Source organism: Streptomyces sp. NPDC040432 (assembly GCF_055595445.1).
In genome coordinates this window covers 93,084-118,232 of record NZ_JBVIVP010000018.1, presented here as the reverse complement: position 1 = coordinate 118,232, position 25,149 = coordinate 93,084, and the positions used below count along the sequence as shown (strand labels likewise).

18 protein-coding genes are annotated in these 25,149 nt (G+C 73.2%); 7 read left to right on the top strand and 11 right to left on the bottom strand.

From position 1 onward, the window contains the following. Nucleotides 1–145 precede the first annotated feature (145 nt). Entirely contained in the window at nucleotides 146–958 is an 813-nt protein-coding gene (locus ACZ58N_RS29225) for a hypothetical protein (protein WP_471165719.1), read from the bottom strand. A gap of 292 nt (nucleotides 959–1,250) precedes the next feature. Between ACZ58N_RS29225 and ACZ58N_RS29220 the strand changes: the two genes are divergently transcribed. Together ACZ58N_RS29220 and ACZ58N_RS29215 are read left to right on the top strand one after the other, a co-directional pair. Continuing rightward, a complete protein-coding gene (locus ACZ58N_RS29220; RefSeq protein ID WP_471165717.1) occupies nucleotides 1,251–2,036 on the top strand; it encodes a LysM peptidoglycan-binding domain-containing protein in 786 nt (261 codons plus the stop codon). Between the two features lie 92 nt (nucleotides 2,037–2,128). Further along, complete coding sequence (locus tag ACZ58N_RS29215; RefSeq protein WP_471165715.1) at nucleotides 2,129–3,106, top strand: helix-turn-helix transcriptional regulator; 978 nt, start codon at nucleotides 2,129–2,131, stop codon at nucleotides 3,104–3,106. Between the two features lie 327 nt (nucleotides 3,107–3,433). Here ACZ58N_RS29215 and ACZ58N_RS29210 read toward each other — a convergent pair whose 3' ends face one another. Continuing rightward, nucleotides 3,434–4,492, bottom strand: a complete 1,059-nt coding sequence (locus ACZ58N_RS29210) for a phosphatase PAP2 family protein (protein WP_471165713.1) — start codon at nucleotides 4,490–4,492, stop codon at nucleotides 3,434–3,436. Between the two features lie 282 nt (nucleotides 4,493–4,774). Further along, nucleotides 4,775–5,899 (bottom strand): glycosyltransferase family 39 protein, encoded by a 1,125-nt coding sequence (locus ACZ58N_RS29205; protein ID WP_471165813.1) that lies wholly within the window; start codon nucleotides 5,897–5,899, stop codon nucleotides 4,775–4,777. A gap of 338 nt (nucleotides 5,900–6,237) precedes the next feature. On the opposite strand from ACZ58N_RS29205, the gene ACZ58N_RS29200 reads away from it, so the two are divergent. Beyond that, nucleotides 6,238–7,950 (top strand): MFS transporter, encoded by a 1,713-nt coding sequence (locus tag ACZ58N_RS29200; RefSeq protein ID WP_471165711.1) that lies wholly within the window; start codon nucleotides 6,238–6,240, stop codon nucleotides 7,948–7,950. A gap of 96 nt (nucleotides 7,951–8,046) precedes the next feature. After that, the gene (locus ACZ58N_RS29195) at nucleotides 8,047–9,249 is read left to right on the top strand and encodes an acyl-CoA dehydrogenase family protein (RefSeq protein WP_471165708.1); all 1,203 of its coding nucleotides are present in this window, start codon (nucleotides 8,047–8,049) and stop codon (nucleotides 9,247–9,249) included. 9 nt (nucleotides 9,250–9,258) lie between these two features. Here ACZ58N_RS29195 and ACZ58N_RS29190 read toward each other — a convergent pair whose 3' ends face one another. Beyond that, nucleotides 9,259–9,717, bottom strand: coding sequence for a cell division protein SepF (locus ACZ58N_RS29190; protein ID WP_471165705.1), 459 nt, complete (start codon nucleotides 9,715–9,717; stop codon nucleotides 9,259–9,261). Nucleotides 9,718–10,003: 286 nt separating this feature from the next. Here ACZ58N_RS29190 and ACZ58N_RS29185 point away from each other — a divergent pair, with 286 nt between their 5' ends. From ACZ58N_RS29185 to ACZ58N_RS29175, 3 genes are all read left to right on the top strand, one after another. Further along, nucleotides 10,004–11,365, top strand: coding sequence for a DUF5685 family protein (locus tag ACZ58N_RS29185; protein WP_471165702.1), 1,362 nt, complete (start codon nucleotides 10,004–10,006; stop codon nucleotides 11,363–11,365). Nucleotides 11,366–12,468: 1,103 nt separating this feature from the next. Then, the gene (locus ACZ58N_RS29180) at nucleotides 12,469–13,362 is read left to right on the top strand and encodes a S1 family peptidase (RefSeq protein WP_471165700.1); all 894 of its coding nucleotides are present in this window, start codon (nucleotides 12,469–12,471) and stop codon (nucleotides 13,360–13,362) included. Nucleotides 13,363–13,467: 105 nt separating this feature from the next. Then, entirely contained in the window at nucleotides 13,468–13,947 is a 480-nt protein-coding gene (locus ACZ58N_RS29175; RefSeq protein WP_471165697.1) for a hypothetical protein, read from the top strand. Nucleotides 13,948–14,024: 77 nt separating this feature from the next. Here the strand turns inward: ACZ58N_RS29175 and ACZ58N_RS29170 are convergent, their stop codons facing one another. The 7 genes from ACZ58N_RS29170 to ACZ58N_RS29140 form a co-directional block, all read right to left on the bottom strand. After that, nucleotides 14,025–14,921, bottom strand: a complete 897-nt coding sequence (locus ACZ58N_RS29170) for a DUF4231 domain-containing protein (protein ID WP_471165810.1) — start codon at nucleotides 14,919–14,921, stop codon at nucleotides 14,025–14,027. An 84-nt stretch (nucleotides 14,922–15,005) separates the two neighbouring features. Then, nucleotides 15,006–18,992, bottom strand: coding sequence for an FxSxx-COOH system tetratricopeptide repeat protein (gene fxsT / locus ACZ58N_RS29165; protein WP_471165695.1), 3,987 nt, complete (start codon nucleotides 18,990–18,992; stop codon nucleotides 15,006–15,008). Further along, complete coding sequence (locus tag ACZ58N_RS29160) at nucleotides 18,976–20,388, bottom strand: TIR-like protein FxsC (RefSeq protein WP_471165807.1); 1,413 nt, start codon at nucleotides 20,386–20,388, stop codon at nucleotides 18,976–18,978. The genes fxsT and ACZ58N_RS29160 overlap by 17 nt, the downstream gene beginning before the upstream one ends. 43 nt (nucleotides 20,389–20,431) lie before the next feature. Further along, nucleotides 20,432–21,166: an AAC(3) family N-acetyltransferase gene (locus ACZ58N_RS29155; RefSeq protein WP_471165692.1), complete on the bottom strand. Its 735-nt coding sequence runs from the start codon at nucleotides 21,164–21,166 to the stop codon at nucleotides 20,432–20,434. A 122-nt stretch (nucleotides 21,167–21,288) separates the two neighbouring features. Next, nucleotides 21,289–23,553 carry a radical SAM/SPASM protein FxsBH, inactivated beta-hydroxylase extension form gene (gene fxsBH, locus ACZ58N_RS29150; RefSeq protein WP_471165690.1) on the bottom strand — a complete coding sequence of 755 codons (2,265 nt, stop codon included), beginning with the start codon at nucleotides 23,551–23,553 and terminating at the stop codon, nucleotides 21,289–21,291. A 29-nt stretch (nucleotides 23,554–23,582) separates the two neighbouring features. Further along, nucleotides 23,583–23,771 carry an FxSxx-COOH cyclophane-containing RiPP peptide gene (gene fxsA / locus ACZ58N_RS29145; protein ID WP_471165687.1) on the bottom strand — a complete coding sequence of 63 codons (189 nt, stop codon included), beginning with the start codon at nucleotides 23,769–23,771 and terminating at the stop codon, nucleotides 23,583–23,585. Nucleotides 23,772–24,047: 276 nt separating this feature from the next. Continuing rightward, nucleotides 24,048–24,968, bottom strand: a complete 921-nt coding sequence (locus ACZ58N_RS29140; protein WP_471165684.1) for an alpha/beta fold hydrolase — start codon at nucleotides 24,966–24,968, stop codon at nucleotides 24,048–24,050. Between the last annotated feature and the right edge of the window lie 181 nt (nucleotides 24,969–25,149).

The following is a 25,149-nucleotide window of genomic DNA, read 5'->3' as shown; positions in this document are numbered from 1 at the left end:
GGCCGTGCGGATGCGGGGTGACGGGGCGGAAAACGCAGATCGCCGGGGGTGCGCGGGACGGACCGCGCACCCCCGGCGCATGCCGCCCGGCCCCTTCGTGAGGGGCCGGGCGGCCGTTTCGGCGGGGAAGGTCGGGACGGGCCGATCAGGCGCCCGGCGTCCCGGCCAGGGGCATGGAGGCGGCGACCAGCTTGCCGTTGCTCGCGGCCTTGTCCAGGGCGTCGCGGAGCAGGTCCTCGCGGGGCTGCTGGCCGATGGAGCCGACCGGTGCGGCGTAGATCAGCACGCGCTGGGTCCTGTTCACGGCGGCCCGCCAGCCGTCGGTGACGCTCAGCGCCTGGTGCGCCTGCCACCAGGCCACCTGGGGCCCGCCGTCGACACCCGGCTGGAGGACGGCGTGCAGCTGGCCGCCCGCGAGCAGCACGGACCAGCCGCCCAGCGCCGAGGGGACCTCGGAGGTGTCGGTGACCGGGATGAAGCCCTGCTCGATGAGGAGCGGCAGGAAGTCGTCGCCGGGGCCGGTGGTGCCGGGGCGGGCGATCGGGGCGGTCGGCTCGACGACCAGCGCCGGGTGCAGGTCGCCGTCGATCAGGACCAGTCCGCTGGTGATGCCGAGGACGGCCTGGCCGCCGGGCACGGCCTGCGGGGCCTCGCCGGCGGGTGCCGGGGCGGGCGCCGGGCTGTCCCCGGTGATGCTGCGGACCGCACCCTGGAGCTGCTCCTCGGAGACGGAGACGACCTGCGAGGGAATGCAGTTGGCGTGGGCGAACGCGAGGACGGCGGTCTCCTCGCCGACGAACAGCACCGTGCTCGTGGGGTCGCTCTCGGGGTCGCCGGGGGTACGGCAGGAGGTGCAGTCGTAACTGCGCGGGGCGTCGTCGCCGGTGAGCAGCCTGTCGGCTTCTTCGTCACCGATCTCGGCACGTACCTCAAGACTGACGTCGAGCATGCGCGGCACGGGGTGGCTCCTCATTCGTGCGGAGGCCGGGAGGCTCCCGGCTCGCCGGGCTCAACGTGAAATCGGCGGCCGGGGTCACGCCGTTTGAGGGAACGGAATCGAACCTGACACCCGGAAGAGTGAATCGACCGAGATGGGCTTCGTGTTCGTGTCAACTCTTGTCCGGGTGTGCGCAGTTGATGGTCATGGTCGGCCGTTTCGGTGGGGCCGGTCGGTCCGCCGTACGGGTGGGGCCGGCGGGCGCGCCGCGTGGCGGGGCGGTCGCGGGCCGGCCGCTGCGTAGCGTGACCCGATGCCCGACCTCCGTCCTCGGACGCGGTGGGCGGCGGCCCGGGCCGTCGCCGCGCTGGTGCTCGTCCTCCCGTCGGGCCCGGCCGTCGCCGCCGCTCCCGGCTCCCTGGCACCGCCACCCCCGGCACCCGGACCCGCGGGCGCCGCGCACCCCGGCTCGCCCGGCGTGCTCGGGCACGGTCCGGGGGACTGCGGCCCGGGCGGCGAGTGGCCCTGGGACTGCGTCGCCGACTGCGAGAGCGGCGGCCGTTGGGCGGTGAACACGGGCAACGGCTTCTACGGGGGACTCCAGTTCTGGCAGCCGACCTGGGAGGACCACGGTGGTCTCGCCCACGCGCCCCGCGCGGACCTCGCCACCCGCGCCCAGCAGATCAGCGTCGCCGAGGAGCTGCTCGGCACCCAGGGGTGGGGGGCCTGGCCGGTGTGCGCGAAGCGGTACGGGCTGGCAGGCCGGATGCACGTCGTCCGGCCGGGGGAGACCCTCGTCGGGATCGCGGGCAAGCACCGGGTACCCGGCGGGTGGCGGGCCCTCCACGAGGCGAACCGGGCGACGGTGGGCGAGCAGCCGCAGCACCTGAAGGTGGGCACGCTCCTGGCCCTCCCGCCGACGACCCCACCGGCCCGCCGCCCCGACCACCGGCCGGCCCCCGCTCCGACGCCGACGCCGACCCCGGCCCCCGCAACCGTTCCGACCCCCGAGCCGCCGGCCCCGGCCCCCGCACCCGCCCCGACCCCCGTGCCGTCGGCGCCGGTCCCCGCGGCCCCCGCGCCCGCGCCGGGGAACTGAGCCGGGCCCGCGCGCCGCGGGGTGGCGTCGGCGGGCGCCCGGAGCGTCGGGTGACCGGCGGTGGCCGGGCGCCGGTCGGCGAGACTACGGGGATGCTGGATACCTCCGCACGACTGCTGCGCCTGCTGTCCCTCCTCCAGGCCCACCGCGAATGGACCGGGGCCGACCTGGCCGACCGACTCGGCGTCACGCCGCGTACCGTCCGCCGGGACGTGGACCGGCTGCGGGAGCTGGGGTACCCGGTGAACGCCAGCCCCGGCACGGGGGGCGGCTACCAGTTGGGGGCCGGCGCCGAACTGCCGCCGCTGCTCCTTGAGGACGACGAGGCCGTCGCGGTGGCCGTGGGCCTGCGGACGGCGGCGGGCAACGGCGTCGAGGGGATCGGGGAGGCCTCCGTACGGGCCCTGGCCAAGCTGGAGCAGGTGCTGCCGTCGCGGCTGCGGCGACGGGTGTCGACCCTCAACGAGTTCACCGTGCCGATGCTGCGCGGGCCCGCCCCCTCCACCGTCGACCCGTCGGTGCTGACCGAGCTCGCCGCCGTGTGCCGGGACCGCGAGAGGCTGCGCTTCGGATACCGGGACCACGAGGGCAACGTCAGCCGGCGCACGGTGGAGCCGCACCGCCTGGTGTGCACCGAGCGGCGCTGGTACCTCGTCGCCTGGGACGTCGACCGGGAGGACTGGCGGACCTTCCGGGCCGACCGGATCGAGCCCCGGCCTCCGCACGGCCCGCGTTTCCCCGCGCGGCCGGGCCCGGCCGAGGACCTGGCGGCGTACGTCTCGCGGGGCATCTCGCAACGGGCCTGGGCGGCCCAGGCGGTGGTGCGGCTGCGGATGCCCGCGCGGGACGCGGCCGGGATCGTCGGACCGGCGGACGGAGTGCTGGAGCCCGTCGACGAGGACAGCTGTCTGTTGCGCACCGGGGCGGTCAGCCTCGACGTCCTGGTGATTCACCTGATGCTGCTCGGCTGTGAGTTCGAGGTCGTGGAGCCGGTCGAGCTGACCGAGCGGATCAGGTCCGCGCGGGACCTTCTCGGACGAGCCCTGGAAGGCGCAACGGACAAAAGGTGAGGCTGGACGGCGGGCTTCCCGGGGCGGGACGCCACCCAATGCCCGAACGTAATTCGGTGGTTCTCGACCGGAATTCGAAAGGTGTTCCGCGGACGGTGTGCAGGAGGCGGGAATCCATGCCTCCCGGTCGTCGGCGGCGGTTCGCCCGCCGGACACCGGCGGGCATTCGACCGTCGACAACCCGTGACACAAGCGTGACCCGGTACGGAGGAACATCCGGGCGCGAAGCTGACGGGCCGGACATATGAACGACGAGGGCGGGCCGGTCGGGTGACCGGCCCGCCCTCGGGCGCGCGGGAAGGGTGTGCGTACCGTCCCGCGGTGCCCTCAGCCTCCGGCGGCCGGACGGGCCGCGGTGCCCCGGGCGCCCGCCCGCTCGGTGTGCGCCGGCCGGCGGCTGCCGGCCGGCGTGACCGGGGTGCGCTCGGAACGGATCAGGTGCGGCCGGGCCGGGGCGTGGGCCGCGGGCCGCAGCGCGGGGGAGTGCGCGGCGGTGGGGGGCGTCACGGCGACGGGCACGGGGGTCGGGGCGCCCGGCCCGGCGGCGCGCCGGGGCTGCCACTTGCCGCCCGCGGAGAGCAGCGGGGTGAGCGCGGCCGCGACGGGCTCGGAGATCCGGCCCTCCTCCAGCCGGCGCCGGAGCATCTCGCGCAGCTCGAAGACGTAGGCCTCGGCGCGGGCGATGAGCGGCTCGAACCAGGGCAGCGCCAGCATGATCAGGAGGCCGGCGGTCCAGCCGAGCAGGACGTCGGAGACCCAGTGGGTGCCGAGGTACACGGTCGTGGCCCCGACGCTCAGCGAGACCACCGCGGACACGATGGACAGCACCCGGCGGGTGACCGTGGTGGAAGCCAGGTAGGCGAGGATTCCCCAGGTCACGACGGCGTTGGCGGTGTGGCCGGAAGGAAATATATCGCCGCCCGCGAAGAGCTCGGCGGAGCCGATCCGGGTGGCGTAGTGGGGGCCGAGGCGACCGAGGCCGAGCTTGACGGCGCCGACGGTGATGTTCAGCAGCAGCAGGGCCACGCCGAGGGTGATCAGCGGGCGCAGCGTGTGTTGGCGCCAGGAGCGCCAGCCGAGCCAGGCCGCGACCATGACGGCGGTGGGCCCGCGCTGGCCGAGCACGACGAGGTAGTCGAGGAAGGCGTGCAGCTCCGGCCACTGCTCGTAGGGCCGGAAGAACATGATCTGCCAGTCCAGCCGGACGAGCCAGGACGTCATCAGCACCGCCACGACGATCGCCAGGTAGAACGCGAGGGTCGAGGCGAGGAGCACGACGCGGTGCCGGCTCATCCGCGGAGTTTGCAGATGAGCCGGTCGCTCTGGTTCCCGGTCCAGCCGGGCGAACACCGGCTCCAGACGGGTCAGCAATTGGTCGGTACGCACTCAATCGACGTTACCGCGCGCCGAAGGGCAGCCCGGTCGAATCGCTGGCTTTGTGATGACCATGTGATGTGGAGTGCGTCTCACGCAGTACTTAATTCCCGTTATTGTGGCTCCGGTTGGAACTCCGGGGATTCAACTCCCGCGACTCGGGCGGCGTAATTATCTGCATACTTACCCGAGCTTTATTGCTGCTGGTCAATTCCTTTGCCCAATCATGGATTGGAATGATCCGTTCCGTGATCACGTCCTCCGGGGCGGCCCGGCGGCCGTCCGGCGGCGGTCCTACGGAGGTCCCGACCCGTTGAGCCAGAAGGCTCCGTACACGGCCGAGCACACGGCCAGCGCGCCCAGCACCACCACCGCCCGTCGCGTCCTCCACCGGCCGAGGGCCGCCGCCACCGGCAGCATCAGCGGGAACGCCGGCAGCAGCAGCCGGGGCTTGGAACCGAAGTACCCGGAGGCGCACAGCGCCAGCGCCACGACGATCCCGCAGTACACGAGCAACGCGGCGGGCTGCCCCTGCCGGACGCACGCCCGGTACAGCCACAGCACCAGCAGCACGCCGGCGATCAGTCCCACGCCGGCGAGGAACGCGGAGGAGGCGAGCCGCTCCCCGACGAACCGGGCGAAGGCCCAGCCCCCGTCGAAGCCGTTGCCCCAGCCGGCCTGCACGTCCAGGTACCCGAGCAGCCCGCCGCCGGTCCGCTGCCCGACCCACAAGACGTACGAGGCCGCCCCCAGCGGAGCCAGCAGCACCCCGGCGGCCGTCCGCCAGGACCCTTCGCCGCGCCGCCACGCCAGGGCGGCCCCCACCCACAGGGCCGCGACGACGGCGGCGCCGACCGGGCGGGTCAGACCCGCGCCCGCCGCGAGCAGCCCGGCCGTGATCCAGTGCCCGCGCAGCACCCCGTACAGCGCCCAGGCGGCCAGCGCCGTGAACAGGGCCTCGCTGTACGCCATGGACTGCACGACGGCGACGGGCAGTGCCGCCCACAGCGCCACCGAGAGGATCCCGGCCCGGCGCCCGAGGAGCAGGTCGGCCACCGCGAAGATCCCCCAGGCGGCGGCCAACCCCGCCACCACCGAGACGACCAGTCCCGCCGACCCGTACGAGAGCCCCGTGACGGCCGCGACGAGCCGCTCCAGCCACGGCAGGAGCGGGAAGAACGCCAGGTTGGAATGGACGTCCCCGTTCGGCAGGGCGATCTCGTACCCGTACCCCTCGGCGGCGATCCGGGCGTACCACAGCGAATCCCAGCGGGCCGAGAGCAGCGTGTGGGGACTGCTGCCCGCCGCCGCCCCCCAGCCCGCGAGGACGGCGAGGCCGAGCAGGCGGACGGCCGCGAAGGCGGCCAGCGCGGGGGCGGCCCGCCGCAGCGGGGAGAGCCCGGGGGGCGCGTCGGTCACATCGTTCTCGGGGGTCACGGGCGTGTCGTTCACACGGACAGTCTCGCGGGCCCGCCTCCCGGCGCCCCCCTCGCCCGGCCGCACCCGCCGGCCGGAACCACGGAAAGTGAACAGGCGTGCACCCGGAGGAAAGGGGGGATCGGACGAGTGGCGCACACCACAGGCCGGCCGTCGCCGAGGTGAGAGCTTGACCACGTGTCGGACACGCGAACTCGCGTACGCTGACCGTTCACTCGCGTGTCGATGCCGGACCCCGTTGGACGCCGCAAGCGCACCACCCGCGGCGGGCCGACGACGCAGGTCCGCCGAGTGTGAGGGATCACCTGGGAGGTACATGCATGTCGGGCACGCACATGACCGGCGACAGGACCCCTTCCTACCGGCAGCGGCTCAGCGCGGCATCCGGCGGGGCGAACCGCTGGTTGGTCCTCGCGGTCCTGTGCGTCAGCCTCGTGCTCGTCGCGCTCGACGCGACGATCCTGCACGTGGCGGTCCCCTCCGTCACCGAGGACCTGCGCCCCGGCGCGATCGAGCTCCTGTGGATCGTCGACGCCTACCCCCTGGTCTGCGCCGCGCTCCTGATCCTCTTCGGCACCCTCGGTGACCGCGTCGGCCGCCGCCGGATCCTGCTCCTCGGCTACGGACTCTTCGGCGTCGCCTCCGCCATCGCCGCCTTCGCCGACAGCGCCCAGGTCCTGATCGCCGCGCGCGCCCTGCTCGGCATCGGCGGCGCGATGATCATGCCGGCGACCCTGTCCATCCTGCGCCAGGTCTTCCCCGACCGGCGCGAGCGGGCGCTGGCCATCGGCATCTGGACCGCCGTCGCGGCGATCGGCGCGGCCGGTGGGCCGGTGCTCGGCGGATTCCTCGTCCAGCACTTCTGGTGGGGCTCCGTCTTCCTGATCAACATCCCGCTGATGGCACTGATCCTGCCGCTCGGCCGCTGGCTGCTGCCCGAGTCCAAGGGCTCCTCCGACGGTCCCTGGGACGTCCTCGGCGCGCTGATGGCCGCCGCCGGCGTGCTCGGTTCGGTGCTCGGCGTCAAGCGGATCGGCGCGGAGCGACACCTCGCCGACCCCGGGGCGCTGCTCCCGCTGGCCGTCGGCGTGGCCCTGCTCATCCTCTTCGTGCGCCGCCAGAAGCGGCGCGAGCACCCGCTGATCGACATGCGGATGTTCTCCCGGGCCGCGTTCTCCACCTCCGTCGGCTGCATCGTGCTGGCCATGTTGGCGCTGGTGGGCCTCGAACTGATCGCCGTCCAGTACCTCCAGCTGGTGTTGCACCTGAGCCCACTGGAGACCGGCCTGCGGCTGCTGCCGCTCACCTTCGCCGCCATGGCCGCCGGCGCCACGGGCTCGTACACCCTCCAACGGGTCGGCCCCCGCACGATGGTCTCGCTGGGCTTCGTGCTCACCGCCGCCGCCGTCCTGCTCCTGACGTTCATGGGCCAGCAGGACCGGCCCGTGCTGCTGACCGTCGGCTTCATCCTGCTCGGTTTCGGCCTCCAGACCACCCTGTTCGCCGCCTACGAGTCCATGCTGAGCGAGGCCCCGTCGGCCACCGCCGGCGGCGCGGCCTCCATAGGCGAGACCTCGTACCAGCTCGGCGCGGGCATCGGCATCGCCCTGCTCGGCAGCGTGATGAACGCCGCCTACGCGCCCGGCCTCCACGGGGTACCCGGCGTCTCCGCCACCGACTCGGCGGGGGCCGCGCACTCCCTCGGCGAGGCCTACCAGATCGCCGCCCGGCTCGGCGGTCCGGCGGGGGAGTCGCTGTACGCCGCGGCCCGGCACTCCTTCGTGCACGGACTGCACGTCACCCTCGTCGTCAGCGCCGCCCTGCTGCTGGCGGGCGCCGTCATGGCGCTGAAGCTGCCGCGCGCCATGGACACCACCGAGCCGGTCGACGACGCCGAAACCGGAGCGGAGCGGTCCGTGCGGCTGCCCGCGCAGTCGACCGCCCCGGCCGCGTCCGCCGGAGGACGGATCCCCGGCCCGGCCACGTCCGAGTGCGATTCGGCCGTCGGCGGGCGGCCCGGCCGCACCGCCTGACGGCACGCCCCCGGAAGCCGGGGGTGGACCCGGGGCCCGACCGGCGACAAACTTGCACTGCTAGGTTTCGCCCACGTGCCTGCCGGGAGGCCCCTCTTGTCCGCCTCGTCTGCGTCCTCAGTGCCGAGGACCCCCTTCGTCCCCACCGATCCGCTCGGCCTCGACGAGCTGCTCGGCCCCGAGGACCTCGCCGTCCGCGACACCGTCCGCTCCTGGGCCGCCGACCGGGTCCTGCCGCACATCGCGCAGTGGTACGAGGACGGCGAACTCCCCGGCATCCGCGAGCTGGCCCGCGAACTCGGTTCCATCGGCGCCCTCGGGATGTCCCTGGAGGGGTACGGCTGCGCCGGCGCCAGCGCCGTCCAGTACGGCCTGGCCTGCCTGGAACTGGAGGCCGCCGACTCCGGGATCCGCTCGCTGGTCTCGGTACAGGGCTCACTGGCCATGTACGCGATCCGGAAGTACGGGTCCGAGGAGCAGAAGCAGCGCTGGCTGCCCGGCATGGCGGCCGGCGAGCTGATCGGCTGCTTCGGACTGACCGAACCGGACGTGGGCTCCGACCCCGCGGCCATGCGCACGTACGCGAAGCGGGACGGCACCGACTGGGTGCTGAACGGTCGCAAGATGTGGATCACCAACGGCTCGGTCGCCGCCGTCGCCGTGGTCTGGGCGCAGACCGACGAGGGGATCCGCGGGTTCGCCGTGCCCACGGACGCGGCCGGGTTCTCCGCGCCGGAGATCAAGCACAAGTGGTCCCTGCGCGCCTCGGTGACCAGCGAACTCGTCATGGACGACGTACGTCTGCCCGCGGACGCGGTGCTCCCGGGCGTCACCGGGCTGGGGGGGCCGCTGGGCTGCCTCAGCCACGCGCGGTACGGGATCGTCTGGGGCTCCATGGGCGCGGCGCGCGCCAGCTTCGAGTCCGCGCTGGACTACGCGAGGACACGGGAGCAGTTCGGCAGGCCGATCGGCGGGTTCCAGCTCACGCAGGCCAAGCTCGCGGACATGGCTCTGGAACTCCACAAGGGCATCCTGCTCGCCCACCACCTGGGGCGACGCATGGACGCGGGCACGCTGCGGCCGGAGCAGATCAGTTTCGGCAAGCTCAACAACGTCCGCGAGGCCATCGATATCTGTCGGACCGCGCGGACCATCCTGGGTGCCAACGGGATCTCGCTCGAATATCCCGTGATGAGGCACGCCACCAACCTCGAATCGGTGCTCACCTACGAGGGCACCGTGGAAATGCACCAGCTGGTGCTGGGCAAGGCACTCACCGGGCTCGACGCCTTCCGGTGAGGGCCCCGCTCAGCTCTGGTTGAAGAAGTCGCGCGAGCGGCCGTTCGCCTCACCGTTGACGATCTGGGTGTCGGCCGGGGTCAGGAGGAAGACCCTGGTCGCCACCCGCTCGATCGAACCGCGCAGGCCGAAGGTCAGGCCGGCCGCGAAGTCGACGACCCGCTTCGCGTCGCCCGGGTCCATCGACGACAGGTTCACGATGACCGGGACGCCCTCGCGGAACAGCTCGCCGATACCGCGGGCGTCACGGAAGCCGTCCGGTGTGACGGTCGCGATCCGGCGGCCCTGCTCGACGGCCGACTCCGAGGCGACCTTCACGCGGGGATCGGTGACCCACTGGTCGCCGGGGCCGGAGACCGAGCCCTGCTGGCGCTCCACCGCCTCCGCGTAGTCGTCGTCGTAGTACCGCTCGTCGTCGCTGTCCTCAACGAGACCCAACCAGGCACTCGCCTTGCGTACCGAACCCATGGACGCCTCCTTTCACCGTGGCCAGTCTGTCTTCTTCCCCGTTGCCCCTATGGTCGTCCATGATGCTGACAACGCGCCAAGTGGATAGTCGCCGCGCAGGGGTTTCGTGACGGGACTGGTGCAGAACATCCGTTGCACGGTCAAGGATTCCGGGCGGCTGCCGCTGCTGTCTGAGTGAAAATACGACCGCCGCCGCCGTCCGGGTGAGCCCTTGGGGCGTACGGGTGAACGACCTGGCTGGATACCATGCCCGGGAAGAGTGCGGATCACACACGGGGGAAGCGGATTGTTCGGCATTGTCAGACCTTGCACGCACCGGCTCGGCGAGCGGTTCAAAACGGAATGGATGGCCCATCTTTGTGGGCTCTGTCTGGCACTTCGTGGTGACCACGGACAGTTCGCACGCATCGTCACCAACTACGACGGGCTGCTCGTCTCCGTTCTGACGGAGGCTCAGTCGGGTCCGCTGCCCGGCGCCCGGCGCACGGCGGGCCCCTGCCCGCTGCGCGGCATGCGGACCGCGCCGGTGGCGAACGGCGAGGGGGCGAGGCTCGCCGCCGCCGTCTCGCTCGTACTGGCGTCCGCGAAGGTGCGCGACCACGTGGCCGACCGGGACGGGCTGTTGGCCCGCGCCCCGATCGCCGCCGCCGCGCGCAAGGTGGCCCGCGGCTGGGACCGGGCCGGCGCCCGCACCGGTGCCTCGCTCGGATTCGACACGGCGGTCCTCGTCGACGCGGTGGACCGGCAGGGCGGCATCGAGACCCTGGCCGGGCTCGGCACCTCCGTGCTGGTGGTGACCGAGCCGACGGAGACCGCGACGGCGGCCGCGTTCGCGCATACCGCCATCCTCGCGGGGCGGCCAGGCAACGGTTCCGCGCTCGCCGAGGCCGGCCGGTACTTCGGGAGGCTCGCGCACCTGCTGGACGCCGTCGAGGACCGGGCCGCCGACGCCGCCGCGGGCGCCTGGAACCCGCTCACCGCGACCGGGACCTCCCTGGCCGAGGCCCGCCGGCTGTGCGACGACGCGCTGCACGGGATACGGCTGTCGCTGGACGAGGTCGAGTTCGCCGACTCGGGGCTCGCGCACCGGCTGCTGGTGCACGAACTGCGCACCTCGGTCGACCGGGCCTTCGGGACGGGCACCTGCCGGCACGGCGTCGCGAGCGTCGCGGGCCCCGGCCCCGGGCAGCCCCAGGGCGGCCCGTACGGCCAGGGCGGGCCCCACCAGGGCGGCGGCCCGTACGCGGGCGGGCCGTACGGCCAGGGCGGCCCGTACGGCGGCGTGGGCGGCAACCCGTACGGGCAGCAGCCCGCTCCGGGCGGGCCGGCGGGGCCGCCGCCGATGGGCCCCGGCGGGCCGTGGGGGCCGGGCGGCGGTGGTCACGGCGGCCCCTCCGGGCAGAAGCCGCGCCGCGGACTGCTGGCGGGCTGCGCCGTGGCCATCGGGCTCTTCTGCACCTGCCAGATCTGCTGCACCGAGCACGAGGGCCCGTGGTCGCGCAAGAAGCGCGACCCCTGGTGCGACGCCTGCGAATGCTGTGACTGCTGCCGACCGAACTCCTCGCCCACGGGCGGCTCGGGCGGCGGGAGCGGCGGCGGTGGTGACGGCGGGTGCTGCGACTGCAACTGCTGCGGCTGCGACTGCTGAGGGTCCGCGGGCGCGGCGGCGCCGGACCGACCCCTTCCTGAGTCCACGTCAGTTCCCTTGGGCCCGGACGGAGTACCGGGGGATTCCCGCCCCGGCCCGTGTGGAAGGGGTGAGCGGCATGAGTGACGACGACGCCGCCGCGACCCGGCGGGAGGGGCGCGAGCACCGGGCGGCCGCGGGCTCCGGGTCCTGCCGACCCCCGACGGTGACCGGTGCCCACCGGCCTCCCGAGGCGGCCACCAGGCACCCGGAAGGTCGAATTCCGGCCGTTCCGGGACGCCGGCGCGCCACCGGCGGCGGTGGTGTCCCGCCGAGCGCCGCCGCCGAGGACGGCCGCGGTCCCGACGGCGCTCCCCTCGCGTGGGACGTCGTCCGAGCCGCCGACCGGGGCGGGCCCGCGGGCCCCCGGAGTGCCTCCGGGGGCGTACGGCTCGGCGCGGTCCACCGGGAGGGGGAGCGGGTCGTACGGGTCCGCGCCCCCGTCCCCTCCGCCCGGCGGGTCTCCGCCGGGATCGGGGTCGCCGACCGCGACCCCCTTCTCGCGCCGCCCGGTCGCCCCGCGCCGGACGGCGGGCGGGGGACGGGCAGGTGGCGAACGCCGACGGGTGTGGGCGCGGCCTCGGACCCGGGGCGAGCCGATGTTCTCGGACGGGCGGGGTCCGCTCGTCCGGCACGTGTCGGTGGCCGGTGACGGCGGCAGTTCCCGGGCCGTTCCCGGTGACGCCGGCGGCGGCCGTGCCGGCCGCCGCTCCCGTTTCCCGCGGCCCGGGATCCCGGCCGCCGACGGGGGCGTTGACGTCACCGTCGACCCGGCCCCGCTCCCGCCCCGCGCCGTCGCCGATCACTTCGTCCGCCCCTTCCCGCTCCCGGGCAACACCCGGCCCTTCGCGGTCGAGGCGGGCGGGCAGAGGCTGAAAGACGCCCTTGTCGCCGGAATCCGACGCCATGACACTCCCGTCAGCGTCATCCGGCGGACTTGTCAGGGGCACGGCGAAACTGTGCGGGGTGCGACCCCACCCGCACGCCCTGCCCCCACCGCCGCTCACGGGCTCCGGCACCCCCACGACCGCCGGGCCCCCGACCCCCTTCCGGGAGGACGTGCAGTGAGGATCAACCGCATCACCCGTGTCAGGCTGCTCGCGGTGGCCACCGGCCTGGCCGCCGCCGGCGTACTCGTCGCCCCCACGACCGCCGGCGCCGCCGCGCCCGAACCCACCGACAACGGCTTCAGCGCGGCCCGGCTCGCCGCCGCCGAGGCCTCCGTCCTGCGGGCCGACGTCGCGGGCACCGCCTGGCACACCGACACCGCCACCGGCACCCTCGTCGTCACCGCCGACTCCACCGTCAGCGCCGCCGACCTGGCCAGACTCCGTCGCGAGGCCGGATCCGACGCCCGCGCCCTGCGCATCGAACGCACCCCCGGCAAGCTGACCAAGCTCGCCTCCGGCGGCGACGCCATCTACGCCTCCAGCTGGCGCTGCTCCCTCGGCTTCAACGTGCGCAGCGGCAGCAACTACTACGCCCTCACCGCCGGTCACTGCACCGACGGCGCCGGCACCTGGTGGACCAACTCCGCCAAGACCAACGTGCTCGGCTCCACCACCGGCTCCAGCTTCCCGACCAACGACTACGGCCTGATCAAGTACGCGAGCAACTCGCCCGTCCCGCCCGGCACCGTCGGCAGCCAGGACATCACCAGCGCGATCAACGCCACCGTCAACCTGTCCGTCACCAGGCGCGGCTCCACCACCGGCATCCACAGCGGCCGGGTCACCGGCCTCAACGCCACCGTCAACTACGGCGGCGGCGACGTGGTCTACGGCATGATCAAGACCAATGTGTGCGCCGAACCCGGCGACAGCGGCGGCCCGCTCTACTCCGGCACCCGCGCCGTCGGCCTCACCTCCGGCGGCAGCGGCAACTGCTCCTCGGGCGGAACCACCTACTTCCAGCCCGTCGTGGAAGCCCTGAACGCCTACGGGGTCAGCGTCTACTGACCCACGCGCCCCCGTCACGCCCCTGGACGTCCTCCCGCCTTCTGGGAGGATGTCCAGGTGCCCGTGTCCTTGGGGGAGGCAGGTTTGCCGCATGCAGGTTTCCACATGAAGCGCATCGGCGTGACCGGACACCGGGCGATCCCGACGGAAGCGCTCGGACACGTCCGGGACGGCCTGCGCGCGGTCCTGGCGGAACACGAGGGACCCCTGGAGGCGCTCTCCAGCCTCGCCGACGGAGCCGACCAGCTCTTCGCCGACATCGCCCTGGAACGCGGAGCCGACCTCACCGTCGTGATCCCCAGCGGCGACTACGAGGAGACCTTCGACGACGCCGAAGCCCTCGCCGGCTACCGGCGCCTGCGCCTGCGCGCCACCCAGGAGGTCCGGATGGACTTCCCCCGCTCCACCGACGAGGCCTACTACGCCGCCGGCACCTGGATCGCCGACTGCTGCGACCGACTCGTCGCCGTCTGGGACGGCCTGCCCGCCCGCGGGCACGGCGGCACCGCCGAGATCGTCGCCTACGCCCGGGCCCTCGGCAAACCCGTCACCGTCATCTGGCGCGAGGGCGTGGCCCGGGACTGAGCCGCGCGACCCCGCCCCGGACCTCAGGGCACTGATCCCCGGCGGGCGCACCGGGGATCACGGGGCAGCCCTTGGCCTCAACTGCTGTGCCGGGCCAACCAGTCGGTGTGCTGCGGGGACACGTACCGCTCCGTCTCGTACACGCTGGACGGCCACTGCGCCTCCGTGATGGTCGTCTGCATCACGACCATCATCGCCGACAGGTCCTGCTCGATCAGGGTGTGCGCCTCGATCAGCGGATGGTGGCGCCGCACCTCGTTCCAGGCGATCCCGGCCGCCGCCGCCGCGCTCAGCAGCGCCGTCAACCGCGGCCCCGGACCCGAGCCCAACGCCCCGAAGAGGGCGAACAGCAGGGCGAGACAGGTCAGCAGCACGATCGTCCACGACCACACCCGGGTCGCCCGCCGCGACACCTCCGTCCTGCGCCGGTACCAGGTGCGCTGCTCGATCAACCGGTCCCGCACGTACGTCTCCCGGCGGACCTGGTAGTCCATCCCGCGCAGCCGGTGCATCGCCCCCGTGATCTCGGCACCCTCCGGCACCGGCCCCGAGACGCGCGGATCCTGCCAGCCCATCTTGCGCAGTTCGGCCAGCCCCGCCTCCAGCCGCGTGCGGTACGCGGCCTCCACCCCCTCGGTCTCCTTGCCGAACGGCGCCCCGTGCACGGCGTACCGCCAGGCCAGCGACTTGATGAACTCGGCCGCGCTGCGGTTCAGCTGCCACTGCGGCCGGGCCCGCCGCCGGGTCGCCCGCACCCCCACGGCCAGCACCCCCGCGTACGCGAGGGTGCTCAGTGCCCCGAAGAGGTGCAGCGGACCCGCGGCGGGCCCGGCCGGAAGGGCGGCGGCCCCCGCGGCGGCCACCAGCAGCAGCAACTGCGCGCGCGTGGCCTTCACGGACTCCCGCTGCCGGGAGATCGCCGCCTGATCGGTGTGGTGGTAGAGGGCCGGCAGGTCCTCGTTGCGAAAGGTCATGCTGTCGGTCACAGCGCCCCCCTGCTGTCGGGTGGCGGGCGGCGGGGGCCCCGCGCCGCGGAGCACCCGCCGCCCTCCGTCGGATCACACGGCGAGCGGCTCCAGGTCCCGGTGGACCCGCCGCTCGTCACGGGCGTACCGGGTCAGACCGTGGTCCTCCCCGAGCAGCCGGGTCAGCTCGGCCACCGCCTCCGCCCGTACCCGGGCCGCCTCCTCCTTGCGGCCCATCATGTCCAGGCTCACCGCCATGTTCGACGCGCTCGCCAAGGTCTCCGGATGGTGCGCCCCCAAGGCCTCGCGCAGGCGCAGCACGGAGACCCGCTCCAGCTCCAGGGCGCCCTCCGGATCACCGAGGTCCGCCCGCGCGTTCGCCAGGTTGAGGTGGGCGAAGACGGTGTGCGGGTGGTTGTCGCCCAGCACGTCGCGCATGTGCCGGATCGTCAGCCGCAGCATCGACTCGGCCGTCTCCGCCGCCCCCGTGCCCCAGTGGAACACCGCCAGGTTGTTGGCCGCGGCCAGGGTGTACGGGTGCCGCTCGCCCGGCACCTTCATGTACTCGTCCACCACCTCCTGCGCCAGGTCCCGGGCCGCGCCCGGATCACCCGTCGCGAACAGGTCGGCGGCCAGGTTCAGCTCGCAGGCCAACAGGTCCGGGTTGACCGAGGTGTACTTGGCCCGGTACCGGGCCCGGGTCGCCGTGGTCAGCCGCAGCGCGTCCTCCAGCTCGCCCGCCCGCCGCAGCGACACCGCCAGGTTCTTCGCCGCCGACAGCGTCCCCGGGAAGGCCCGGCCCAGTTGCCGCTTGTAGATCTCGTACGTGCGGCCCAGCAGTTGCACCGAGTCCTCGTACCGGCCCACCTCGCGCAGGTCCCGGGCCAGGTTCTGCGCCGAGGACAGGGTGTACGGGTGGTCCGTGCCCAACACCTCCGTGCGCCGGTCGAACACCTCCTGGTCGATCTCCCGGGCCCGCGCGTACTGCCCGATCATGCGCAGGTTCAGCGCCAGGTTGTTCGCCGCGGCCAGGGTGCGCGGGTGCGCCTCGTGGAAGATCTGGCCGAACCCCTCGTGCGCCGCCGTCGCCAGCTCCATCGCCTCCCCGTACCGGCCCATCGCGCCCAGGTCCATGGCCAGGCCGCTGGTCGTCATGTACGTGTGCGGGTGCGAGGGGCCCAACGCCGTGCGCTGCCGTTCCAGCGTCACTTCGTCGAGCTCCTTCGCCTCCACGAAACGACCCTGCGACCGCAGGATGTTGGACAGGTGGAAGCGCAGGTACAGGTACTGGAGGTCGTCGTTGCCCAGGGTCTCCTTCCAAGCGTCGCGCAGCTCCTCGCCCAGCGCGTACGCGGCCTTGAAGTCACCGCGCTTCCACAGGTACCGGACCCGGTCGATCAGCAACCGGCGCGTCTCCGGCTCCTTGCAGAACCGGGCCTCCGACGGGCTCAGGTGCGGCCAGATGGTGTTGAACCGCGGCCACGTCTCCGGATTGTCTATCGGCTCGTCGTCGTCGGGCCGGGCACCCGCCAGGATCCGGTGCACCGCGTGCCGCGCCTCCCGCTGCTCCTCCTCCGTCAACTGGGCCCGGATCACGGCCTGTACGAGGCGGTGCACCTGGATGCTGTTGCTCACCTGGTCGACCTTGGCCATCGCGAACCGGCCGATCTCCCTGATCACCCGGCCGAGCACCAGCTTCTCCTGGAGCGAGGCGTCGTACGGCTTGAGCGCGTCGATCATCTCCTTGCTGTACAGCAGGTTCGCCGAGATCGGCTCCGGCGCGAAGAAGGCGCACAGCTGCAACAGCCGTACCGCGGCCGGGGAGCGGGACTGGAGCCGCTCGATCGACACGTTCCAGGTCGCGGCCACCGGCTCCGGATAGCCGGGCGGCTGGTTCAACCCGAGGACCCGGGCCGCCTGCTGGGCCAGCTGCTCCAGGTACGCGGATACCGGCGTCGCGGTCTCCGCGATCCAGGCGCCCGCCTGCTCGACGGCCAGCGGCAGGTCACCGACGGCGACGGCCACCTGCTCGGCGTCGTCCTTGGACAGGCCCGGGGCCCGGCGCTGGAGGTGCTCGATGGACTCCTCGCGCAGGAACACGTCCACCGGCAGCGCGTCCCCGTACTGCGACCAGGACTGGTTGCGGGAGGTCACCAGGACGTGCCCCGGACCGCCCGGTGGGAAGAACCGCTTGAGCGTCTCGGGGTCGTCCGCGTTGTCGAAGACCAGCAGCCAGCGCGCCGACGGGACGCCGCGCCGGAGCAGGTCGATGGCCTCCTGCGACGCCGCGGACATGTCCTCGCCGGTCTGCGCGCCGAGGCGCACCGCCAGCTCGGCGAGGGCCGCGACGACGTCGTCGGTCTGCTCCGAGGAGATCCACCAGACCAGGTCGTAGTCGGCCATGAACCGGTGGACGTACTCCAACGCGACCTGCGTCTTGCCTACGCCGCCCAGCCCGTACAGCGTCTGCGGCTGCGGCAGCACCACGGCCATGCCGCCGCCGAGTTGGTCGCGCATCCGCTCCAGGACGATGCTGCGGCCGGTGAAGCCGGGGTTGCGGGGCGGCGCGTTCCAGATCTTCGGGACGGTCCCCGGGAAGCGGGGGCCCGGGTGGGAGGCGCCGGCGACGCCGTCGGGCAGCACCATCGGCCGCTCCACGGCCCGCAGCAGGGCGGTCGCCGCGTGGACCTCGTCGAGCCGGAACAGGTCCACCGGGTTGCGGTCGATGTACGGCGTCGCGAGGCGTACGTCGCCCACCCGCAGCGGCACCAACTGCCGTCGGCCCCCCGTCGGGTCCTCGGCGGCGGCCCGGTTCCACACGTCGACCGCCCGCGCCGACTTGAGGTAGGCGCTGGAGAGCAGCACCACGGTCCGGGCCGCCGTGTCGACGCCGATGCCCGTCCCGCCCAGGGTGTCACCGGCGCCGGCCGCGGCGGGCGCCGGGGCCCGCTCGGCGGACACGTCCCGGGGGACGACCCGGAAACCGGCCCGGGTGAGTACGGACTCGATCCAGTCGGCCCACATCCGGTTCTCGGCGACGTAGGACAGGAACAGGTCGGCGGGCAGGGCCGGGCGCCGCCGGGTGAAGGCGTCCCTGATCCGCAGCCGGACCTCCTCGCCCACGGCGGGCATGGAGGTGACCTCGCCCTCGGTGACCACCGTGGTGAGCCGCTCGAAGGCGGAGAGCAGGGAGTTGGTCAGCCCGGCCTCGTCGCCGAAGGTGGCCAGGGTCTCCTCGTAGGCGTAGTAGGGACGGTAGGGGATCTCCACCGCCCCCCAGTACGAAGTGAGTTCGTCGCCGATGAGGCCGTTCGGGAAGCGGTCGAACTTGATCCGGGCCAGGGCGCGGCCCGCGTCGGCCTTCTCCTTCTCGCCCTCGTCGATGCGCATCGGCACCGGGTAGATCTTGATGCCCCGATCGTTGAACCGTTCGTCGATCTGCCGGGCGACGGAGGCGGCGCCGTCGATGGACTGGTCGGACAGGGTGAAGCAGTCGACCAGCACGTCGGGGAGGTGGACGGTGCAGATGTCGGCGATGTCGGACAGCCCGGTGCGGCTGTCGATCAGGACGTAGTCGTAGTTCCGCTTCATGTCCGCGCGTAAGGCGTCGAAGAAGAGGCCGCCGCCGAGCCGGTCGTAGAAGTTGTCCCAGTCGAAGGTCGAGACGGTCGCCGAGTACTCGCGGTTCTGCCGGCCCGCCGAGACGAAGTCGAGGGTGCCGCCGTCCGGGAACTCCCAGCCCAGGTTCTCCGGGGTGAGGGAGACGGCGTGCGGCTGGATGCGGGCGTAGTCCTTGTGCCAGTCGTCGGGGCGCTGCACCGGGCTGGTGGCGGCCCACGCGTACTCGCTGATCAGGTCGATGACCCCGGTGGTGGCGCCGAGCGTGGAGGGGTCCAGGAAGGGGTGGAAGAAGCGGTGCAGGCCGGGGGCCTCCAGGTCCCAGTCGACGGCGAGCACCCGCTTGCCGTTCGCGGCGAGGATCCAGGCGGTGTTCGCCAGCGCCATGGTCCGGCCGGTGCCGCCCTTGTACGAATAGAAGGTGACGATGTGTCCGTCTCGGTCGTCACGACTCGCTGTCATCCGCGTCCCCCCGGTCGGTGTCGTGTGGGTCGTCGTGTCCTGCGCGTCCTTCGGGTCCGTATCGCCCCCCGGGCCGCCCGTGGGCGTCCGGCGGGAAGGGTGCGGGCGGCGGCGAGGGCGGTCCGCCCATCCCCATCGGGCCCAGCAGTCGAGGGCGTTCGGTGGGGGTGCTCCCGGCCGGGAGGTACACCTGCGCGTGTCTGAGGAACTGCTGGGCGGCGGCCTCGACCACCTGGGGCAGGATCTGACCGAGGGTCTCGATGTTGGCCACCCCGTTCGCGGCGGCCCGGCAGGCGGCCCGGCCCTGGCCCATCTTGACGGGCAGGGTCTCCTCCAGCCGCCGGGCCAGCTCTGCCTCCTTGGCCCGGCCCTGGTGGTCGTAGCGGTTCCAGGGCACGACCACGTTGATCCACGGCCGGGACTCCTGGTCGAAGGCGGCCAGGCGCCGCCGGCGGTGTTCGTCCTCCACCGCCCAGCGGTCGACGATGAGGATCTCCGGCCGGGTCGGCGGCTGCTTGCTGTCGAAGTGGCCCGACTCGTCGTCGAAGGACGACATGGTGGTGCGGTAGTTGAGGTTCTTGACCAGGTCCTCCGCCACGTAGGCGATGGGCCGCTGCGACACCGGGTGGTACGGGTTCCAGTCCAGCGCGCTCTCCCCGTAGTACTCGGGGCTGCGGCCGTCGGGCAGGTCGTGCCGGGATGCGGCGGCCACCGTCACGTGGAGCGTGCGCGCCGGGCTGCCCGTGGGACCGAACGCGCTGGGCACCACCCGGTAGTCCAGCGGGCGGACGGGTTCGAGGCGGACGGTCTCGGCCACCCGGACGATCCGCTTGGCCAGCTCGTAGACGGCCCGCTCGTACTGCTCGGCGTACCCGCGCAGCTTGATCAGCCCGTACAGCCCGTCGGTGACGTAACGCTCGCCGAAGGTGTTGTGGTTGAACTGCAACCGCTCGGCAGGGCCGGGCAGTTGCGCGGGCGGGACGGGCACCCACAGGGCGGGCACGATGGCCTCGGCCCGCTCGTTGCTGACCGCGCCGTGCTGGATGGCGCGCTGCGCGAAGGCGAACCACTCCTTCCCGCACATCTCGCTCGCGAAGTAGCGCGGGGAGAACAGGGGGACGAAGACCCGGCAGGTGGCCAGCGCCGCCCCGAGCCGTTCCGACCAGCCCTCCCCGCTGCGTATCTCCCGGTCCATGAAACCGGCGTCGGATCCGGCGGGCAGATCGGTCAGTGCCATGACGTGGCTGCAGAGATCGCGGAAGAGCCGCTCGACCCACATGTCGGGGTCGGGGCCGCCGGCCCCGAACCTCGGTGTATGCGCATAACTGAGAAAAAAATACGGCTGCACTGATGCGGGCACACGACCCCCGTCCCGAAGATGCGAGCGAAGAAACATCATTCCGGAGCTGCTTCGCCACATCCCCTCATCGTTCAGTCAATCAGCGTCTGTTTTCGGTCATCCAGTCCATTGCGTGATCGACGGCATCCGGAATGGAGAAGAGCACGGCCCGAGCCCCTCCCACCCGCCCCCTGCGCACCCGGGAATCCGGGAATGAGCTGCCGATCACGGCGAAATCACCGTCGTCCAGTGCGACGTCCTCGAAGGTGGTCCACTCTCCCCCCTGCTGACCACCGATTCCCCCCGGATGGTTCACCTTCACCACACAGTCGTACATGCGCAAGGGGGGCTTCGGAATTCGATACTCCGCGAGGTGGAAGGCGGTGCAGGCGGAAAAACCCACATTGATCATCAGTACCTGACCTCCCTCCCAGCACAGCTTTCCCAGGGGCGACTCCTCGCCGAGGTGGTTTTCGAGCCGGTGCCCTGAACACAGTTCGCGGGCGTCCGCGCCGAGCGCGGCGAAGGAGGTCTGCGGATGGTCGCTGCGCGCCGCGCCCGGCGCGGAGCGGACGGCCTCGGCGAAGGCGCCCATGCCCTGGCTCGGCGTGCTGTCCGGGTCGAACGCGGGCATCCGGGCGCGGAAGGCCCGTACCGCCGGCTCGTCCAACCCCGCGACGCGCGCCCGGTGCGCGGCCGAGGTCAGCGAGTTCTCCGGGGTGAACGCCGGCACCACCAGGGTGCCGTGCGGGCCGAGGAGCCCGATCAGGGCGTCGCGCAGCGTCCCGGCGCGCAGCCCGGTGCCGCCGAGCGCCGCGTGCACCAGCAGCCGCATGCGGGGACGTACGCCCAGCAGTCGCAGCTGGGCCGCCAGGGTCAGCGGGCCGGGGGAGCGGGGCCGGGCCGTGGCGTCGGGGGGTGAGGCGGCCCCGGATCGGGCCGGGGCCCCGGGGGAGGTCACGCGTCGACCGCCTTCAACTCCCAGTGCAGCTCCTCCACCAGCCGCTTGCCGGTCACCGTCAGCTCGGCCGCCCCCGACAGCCGGTCCAGGGCCCGTTGGATGCGGTCCGCGCCGTCCGGCTCGTGGGTGGCGGTGGCCCGCCGGTACGCCTCCACGGCGACCCGCTCGTACACGTCCGCCAGCAGCCTGGACACCGGTACCGGACGCTCCCGCCACGGCGAGGGGTGCTGCCAGGCCCCGTCCAGCGCGTACAGGTCGGTCACCTCGGTCAGCTCCCGCAGCCGGGCCCGCCGCCGGCCGGTCAGCAGGGCCAGGGCCGTCTCCCGTACCCCGGCGCCGTACGGGACGCCGAGCGCCCCGGGACCGTGCCGTCCGGCCTCGCCCCAGTCACCGGCCCGCGGTCCGCCGGCCAGCGGGGTCAGCGTGCTCAGTCCGGCGCCCGCGGCCCGGGCGAACCCGGGCACGGTGCGGTACAGCAGGGCCCTGGCCGCGTCGAGGCGGTTCCGCCAGGCGTCGGCCTCCCCGGCCCCGAGGCGGAGCCTGGGCGGGCGGGCGAAGCAGTTGCGGTGCGGATCGAGGTCCTCCAGCGCCACCGGGGCCGCGTCCGGTCCCGGGGACCAGGTCCGTACGGGGAACCAACGGGCGTCGCCCGCGCCCGGGCCGAAGCGGTGCTCGGCGCGGCCGTCCCGGACGGCGTAGCCCTCGTCGGTGACGCGCAGGGAGGCCCGTCCATCGGTACCGGGCTCGCCGAGCCGGAGCAGGCCCAGGGTCGGGAGGTACACCTCGCCGTCCCGGTGGGCGACCTCGGCGGGCAGGGCGAGCCCGCCCCGCAGCACGGCGGCGGCGGTCAGCGCGGTGAGCTCGCGGGCGGCCCGGGGGCCGTCCGGGCGCATGTCCCGGGCCGCGTCGAGGGCGGCGAGCACCCAGGTACGGGTGAACGGGTGGTCCAGTACGGAGTCCAGGGCGTCCGCGCCCGCCTCCCCGGCGGCCTCGACCCCGGACAACGACTCCCACGCGCGCAGCCATTCGGGGTCGGCGGCGAGGTCCTCGTGCAGGCGGGCCAGCAGGATCCGGGTCAGTTCCGCCTGGGACCGGGCGAGTTCCGCGGTGTCGGCGAGCTCGGGGGCGCTCTCGCGGACCGCGGTCCGCCCCTCCACCCCGTCCACGAGCTCGCGCAGGTCGGAGCAGTAGACGGAGGGGTGGTCGAAGCCCGGCCCGTCGGCCGCGTCCTCCCGGTAGCGGTGGGTGTACAGGCCGCCGCCGCACGAACGTACGACCGGGCAGCGGCGGCACGTGTCGCTGACGCCGGCGAGGCCCAGCTGCCGCGCCCGTACGCCGGGGTGGGCGGCGACTTCGTCGAGGGAGTGGTCGAAGACGTCGAACCCGGTGGCGGCGGCGCCCTCGTAGGCGCTCTTGAGGGAGTCGACCTGCTCCAGGGTGCCGTCGGTCTCCACGACGACGAGGTCGGTCGGCGCGAGCCCGAGGGACTCGGTGAGGCTGGGGCCGCCGCGCAGGGTGGACAGCAGGGACTCGAAGAGCCGCACGGGCACCGGGCGTCCGAGCCGGTCCCAGTGGTCGAAGACCCGCAGCAGCCAGCGCGCGTACGCGTCGGGGGCGCCGTTGGGGCGGGGCGGTGGGGCGGCCCACGTGGCGTGCGGGAGCAGGAAGTCCACCCGGGGCGGCTCCAGCGCGATCAGCGCGTCCAGGACGGCGACGGGGTCGTTGGCCACGTCGACCGTGCACAACAGGCCCTGGTAGAGGTGGCGGTAGGGCGCGGACCGGAGCAGGTCGACCGCGGCGAGGACCAGCGGGTGGCTCGTACGGCCGTCCGCGAAGCGGCGGTGGCGGTCGTTGGCGGCGCGGTCCCCGTCGAGGGAGATGCCGACCCGGACGTCGTACTCGGCGAAGAGGTCCAGGAAACGGGTGCCGAGCCGGAGCCCGTTGGTGTGGATCCTCAGGTCGAGCGCGGCCGTTCCGGCGAGCGCGCGGGTGAACTCCTCGCACACGAGACGGAGTCGGGCGGTGCCCGCCAACAGGGGTTCCCCTCCGTGGAGGATCACCGTGACGGAGGGGAGGGCATGATCACGGGCATGTTCGGCGAGCCGTGACGCGGTCCGGGAAACGACCTCGGGGGAGATCACTTTCGGACGGCCCCGCCAGCTCTGATCTGCGTGTTCGTAGACGTAGCAATGATCACAAGCGAGATCGCATCTGCTGTGAACCTTCAGGACGATCTCGCGAAATGCGATCAGGCCGGTCATTCCGCCAGTCTAGAGCGCGTACTTCCGCGTCAGAGCGCAGAGTTGAAGATCGGTGCCTGGGCGTGACGACCGGATTCCGACGGAAGGACCCGACCGAGCGCCGCGGCGGCGGAAGCGCTGCGCACGTCGATCCGCGCGAGCGGGACGCGGCGGTCCCTGTCCGTGCTGGTCGGGGGGGTTGCGGAAGTGTTCACGACACCGTCCTCGGGGGAGGCCATGCGAAATGGGCGGGGAAGACCTCAGCGCGTTGCTGCTGTCAAGCGTGGACTTTACTCGGCCACACCTCAATGGCAACCGAGACATGACGCCTGGTCAAGCGTTCTATGGAAAGCGTGGCGCATTTCTCGGGAAGGGGTATTCGGCCGTTTGCCCCACGGCAAGATCCTTTTCTTCCGCGGCCCGCTCCGGCGCGGATTCCCCCGCCGCTCGGAGGCGGTTTCCTCCCGCCGGCCCGCCGGCCACCACCGTTTCGGCCCGGCGGGAGCGGCGTCCGCTCAGGCGGGCTGGCGGGTGTCGAGCGGGGGTGCGGGCAGGTCGCGCAACAGCCAGGTCAGTACGTCGGGCAGCGCGCGCAGTGCCGCGAAGTGGGCGGCGGCCGGATCGATGCTGGTGGTGGCCCCGGGGATGCGCCGGGCCAGCCAGCGGGAGTGGCCCACGGGGGAGAACACGTCGAGTTCCCCGTGCCACAGGAGCACCGGGCAGCGGATGTCGGCGGGGTCGAAGCCCCAGGGGCCGCTGAAGGCGAGGGCGTCGTCGATCCAGCCCCAGGCGGAGGTGCGCAGCCCCTCCCGGTAGTTGCGCAGCAACATCGCCCGCAGTCCCGCGTCCGAGACGATCATGCGGTCGTTGTCGGTCAGCTCCCGGCGCAGTTCGTCGAGCAGCCGTCCGGGGTCCCTGCGGATGCCGTCGGCGCGGGGGATCAGCCGGGCGGCCAGTTCCTCGGGGTCGTCGGAGGCGGTGGTGTACTCCCGTACGTTCGATGCGGCCATTCCCGCGAACCAGTCGAGGTCCTCGGCGTCCCGGGGGGCGAGGGGAACCAGGGCGGCGGTGCGGGTGACCCGGTCGGGGAGCAGCGCGGCGCAGGCCAGGGCGCCGGGGGCGCCGCCCGAGCGGCCGGCCACGGTGAACGTGTCGAGGCCCAGGGCGTCGGCGATGGTGGCGACGTCCTCGGCCACGTCGGCGACGGTGCGGCCCCGCCTGCGGTCGGAGCCGCCGTAGCCGGGCCTGTCGTAGGCGATGAGCTGCGTCCGCCGCTGGTAGAGGACCATGCCCCGGGGGGCGGGCCCCAGGCGGCTGCCGGGGGTTCCGTGGAGCAGGAAGACGGGCTTGCCGTCCGGGTCGCCCCAGCGTTCCGTCATCAGCACGCGTCCGTCCGGGGTGCGCACCTCTTGGCGCACGTGCTCCCTCCCTCGCATCGGTGCGGGCCGTCGGTCAGGCCGATTGTGCTCTTCCCCCGGTGAGCGCGATAGGGCGCACTCCGCGGGAAATTCTTGTGAAAGTTTTCACAAGCGCGCAGGGGTCTTAGGTCCCGGACTGTATTCGCAGGTCAGCGGCTTGTTGGTGGAGGAGCGGGCGGGCGTGAAGGGTCCTTCGGCC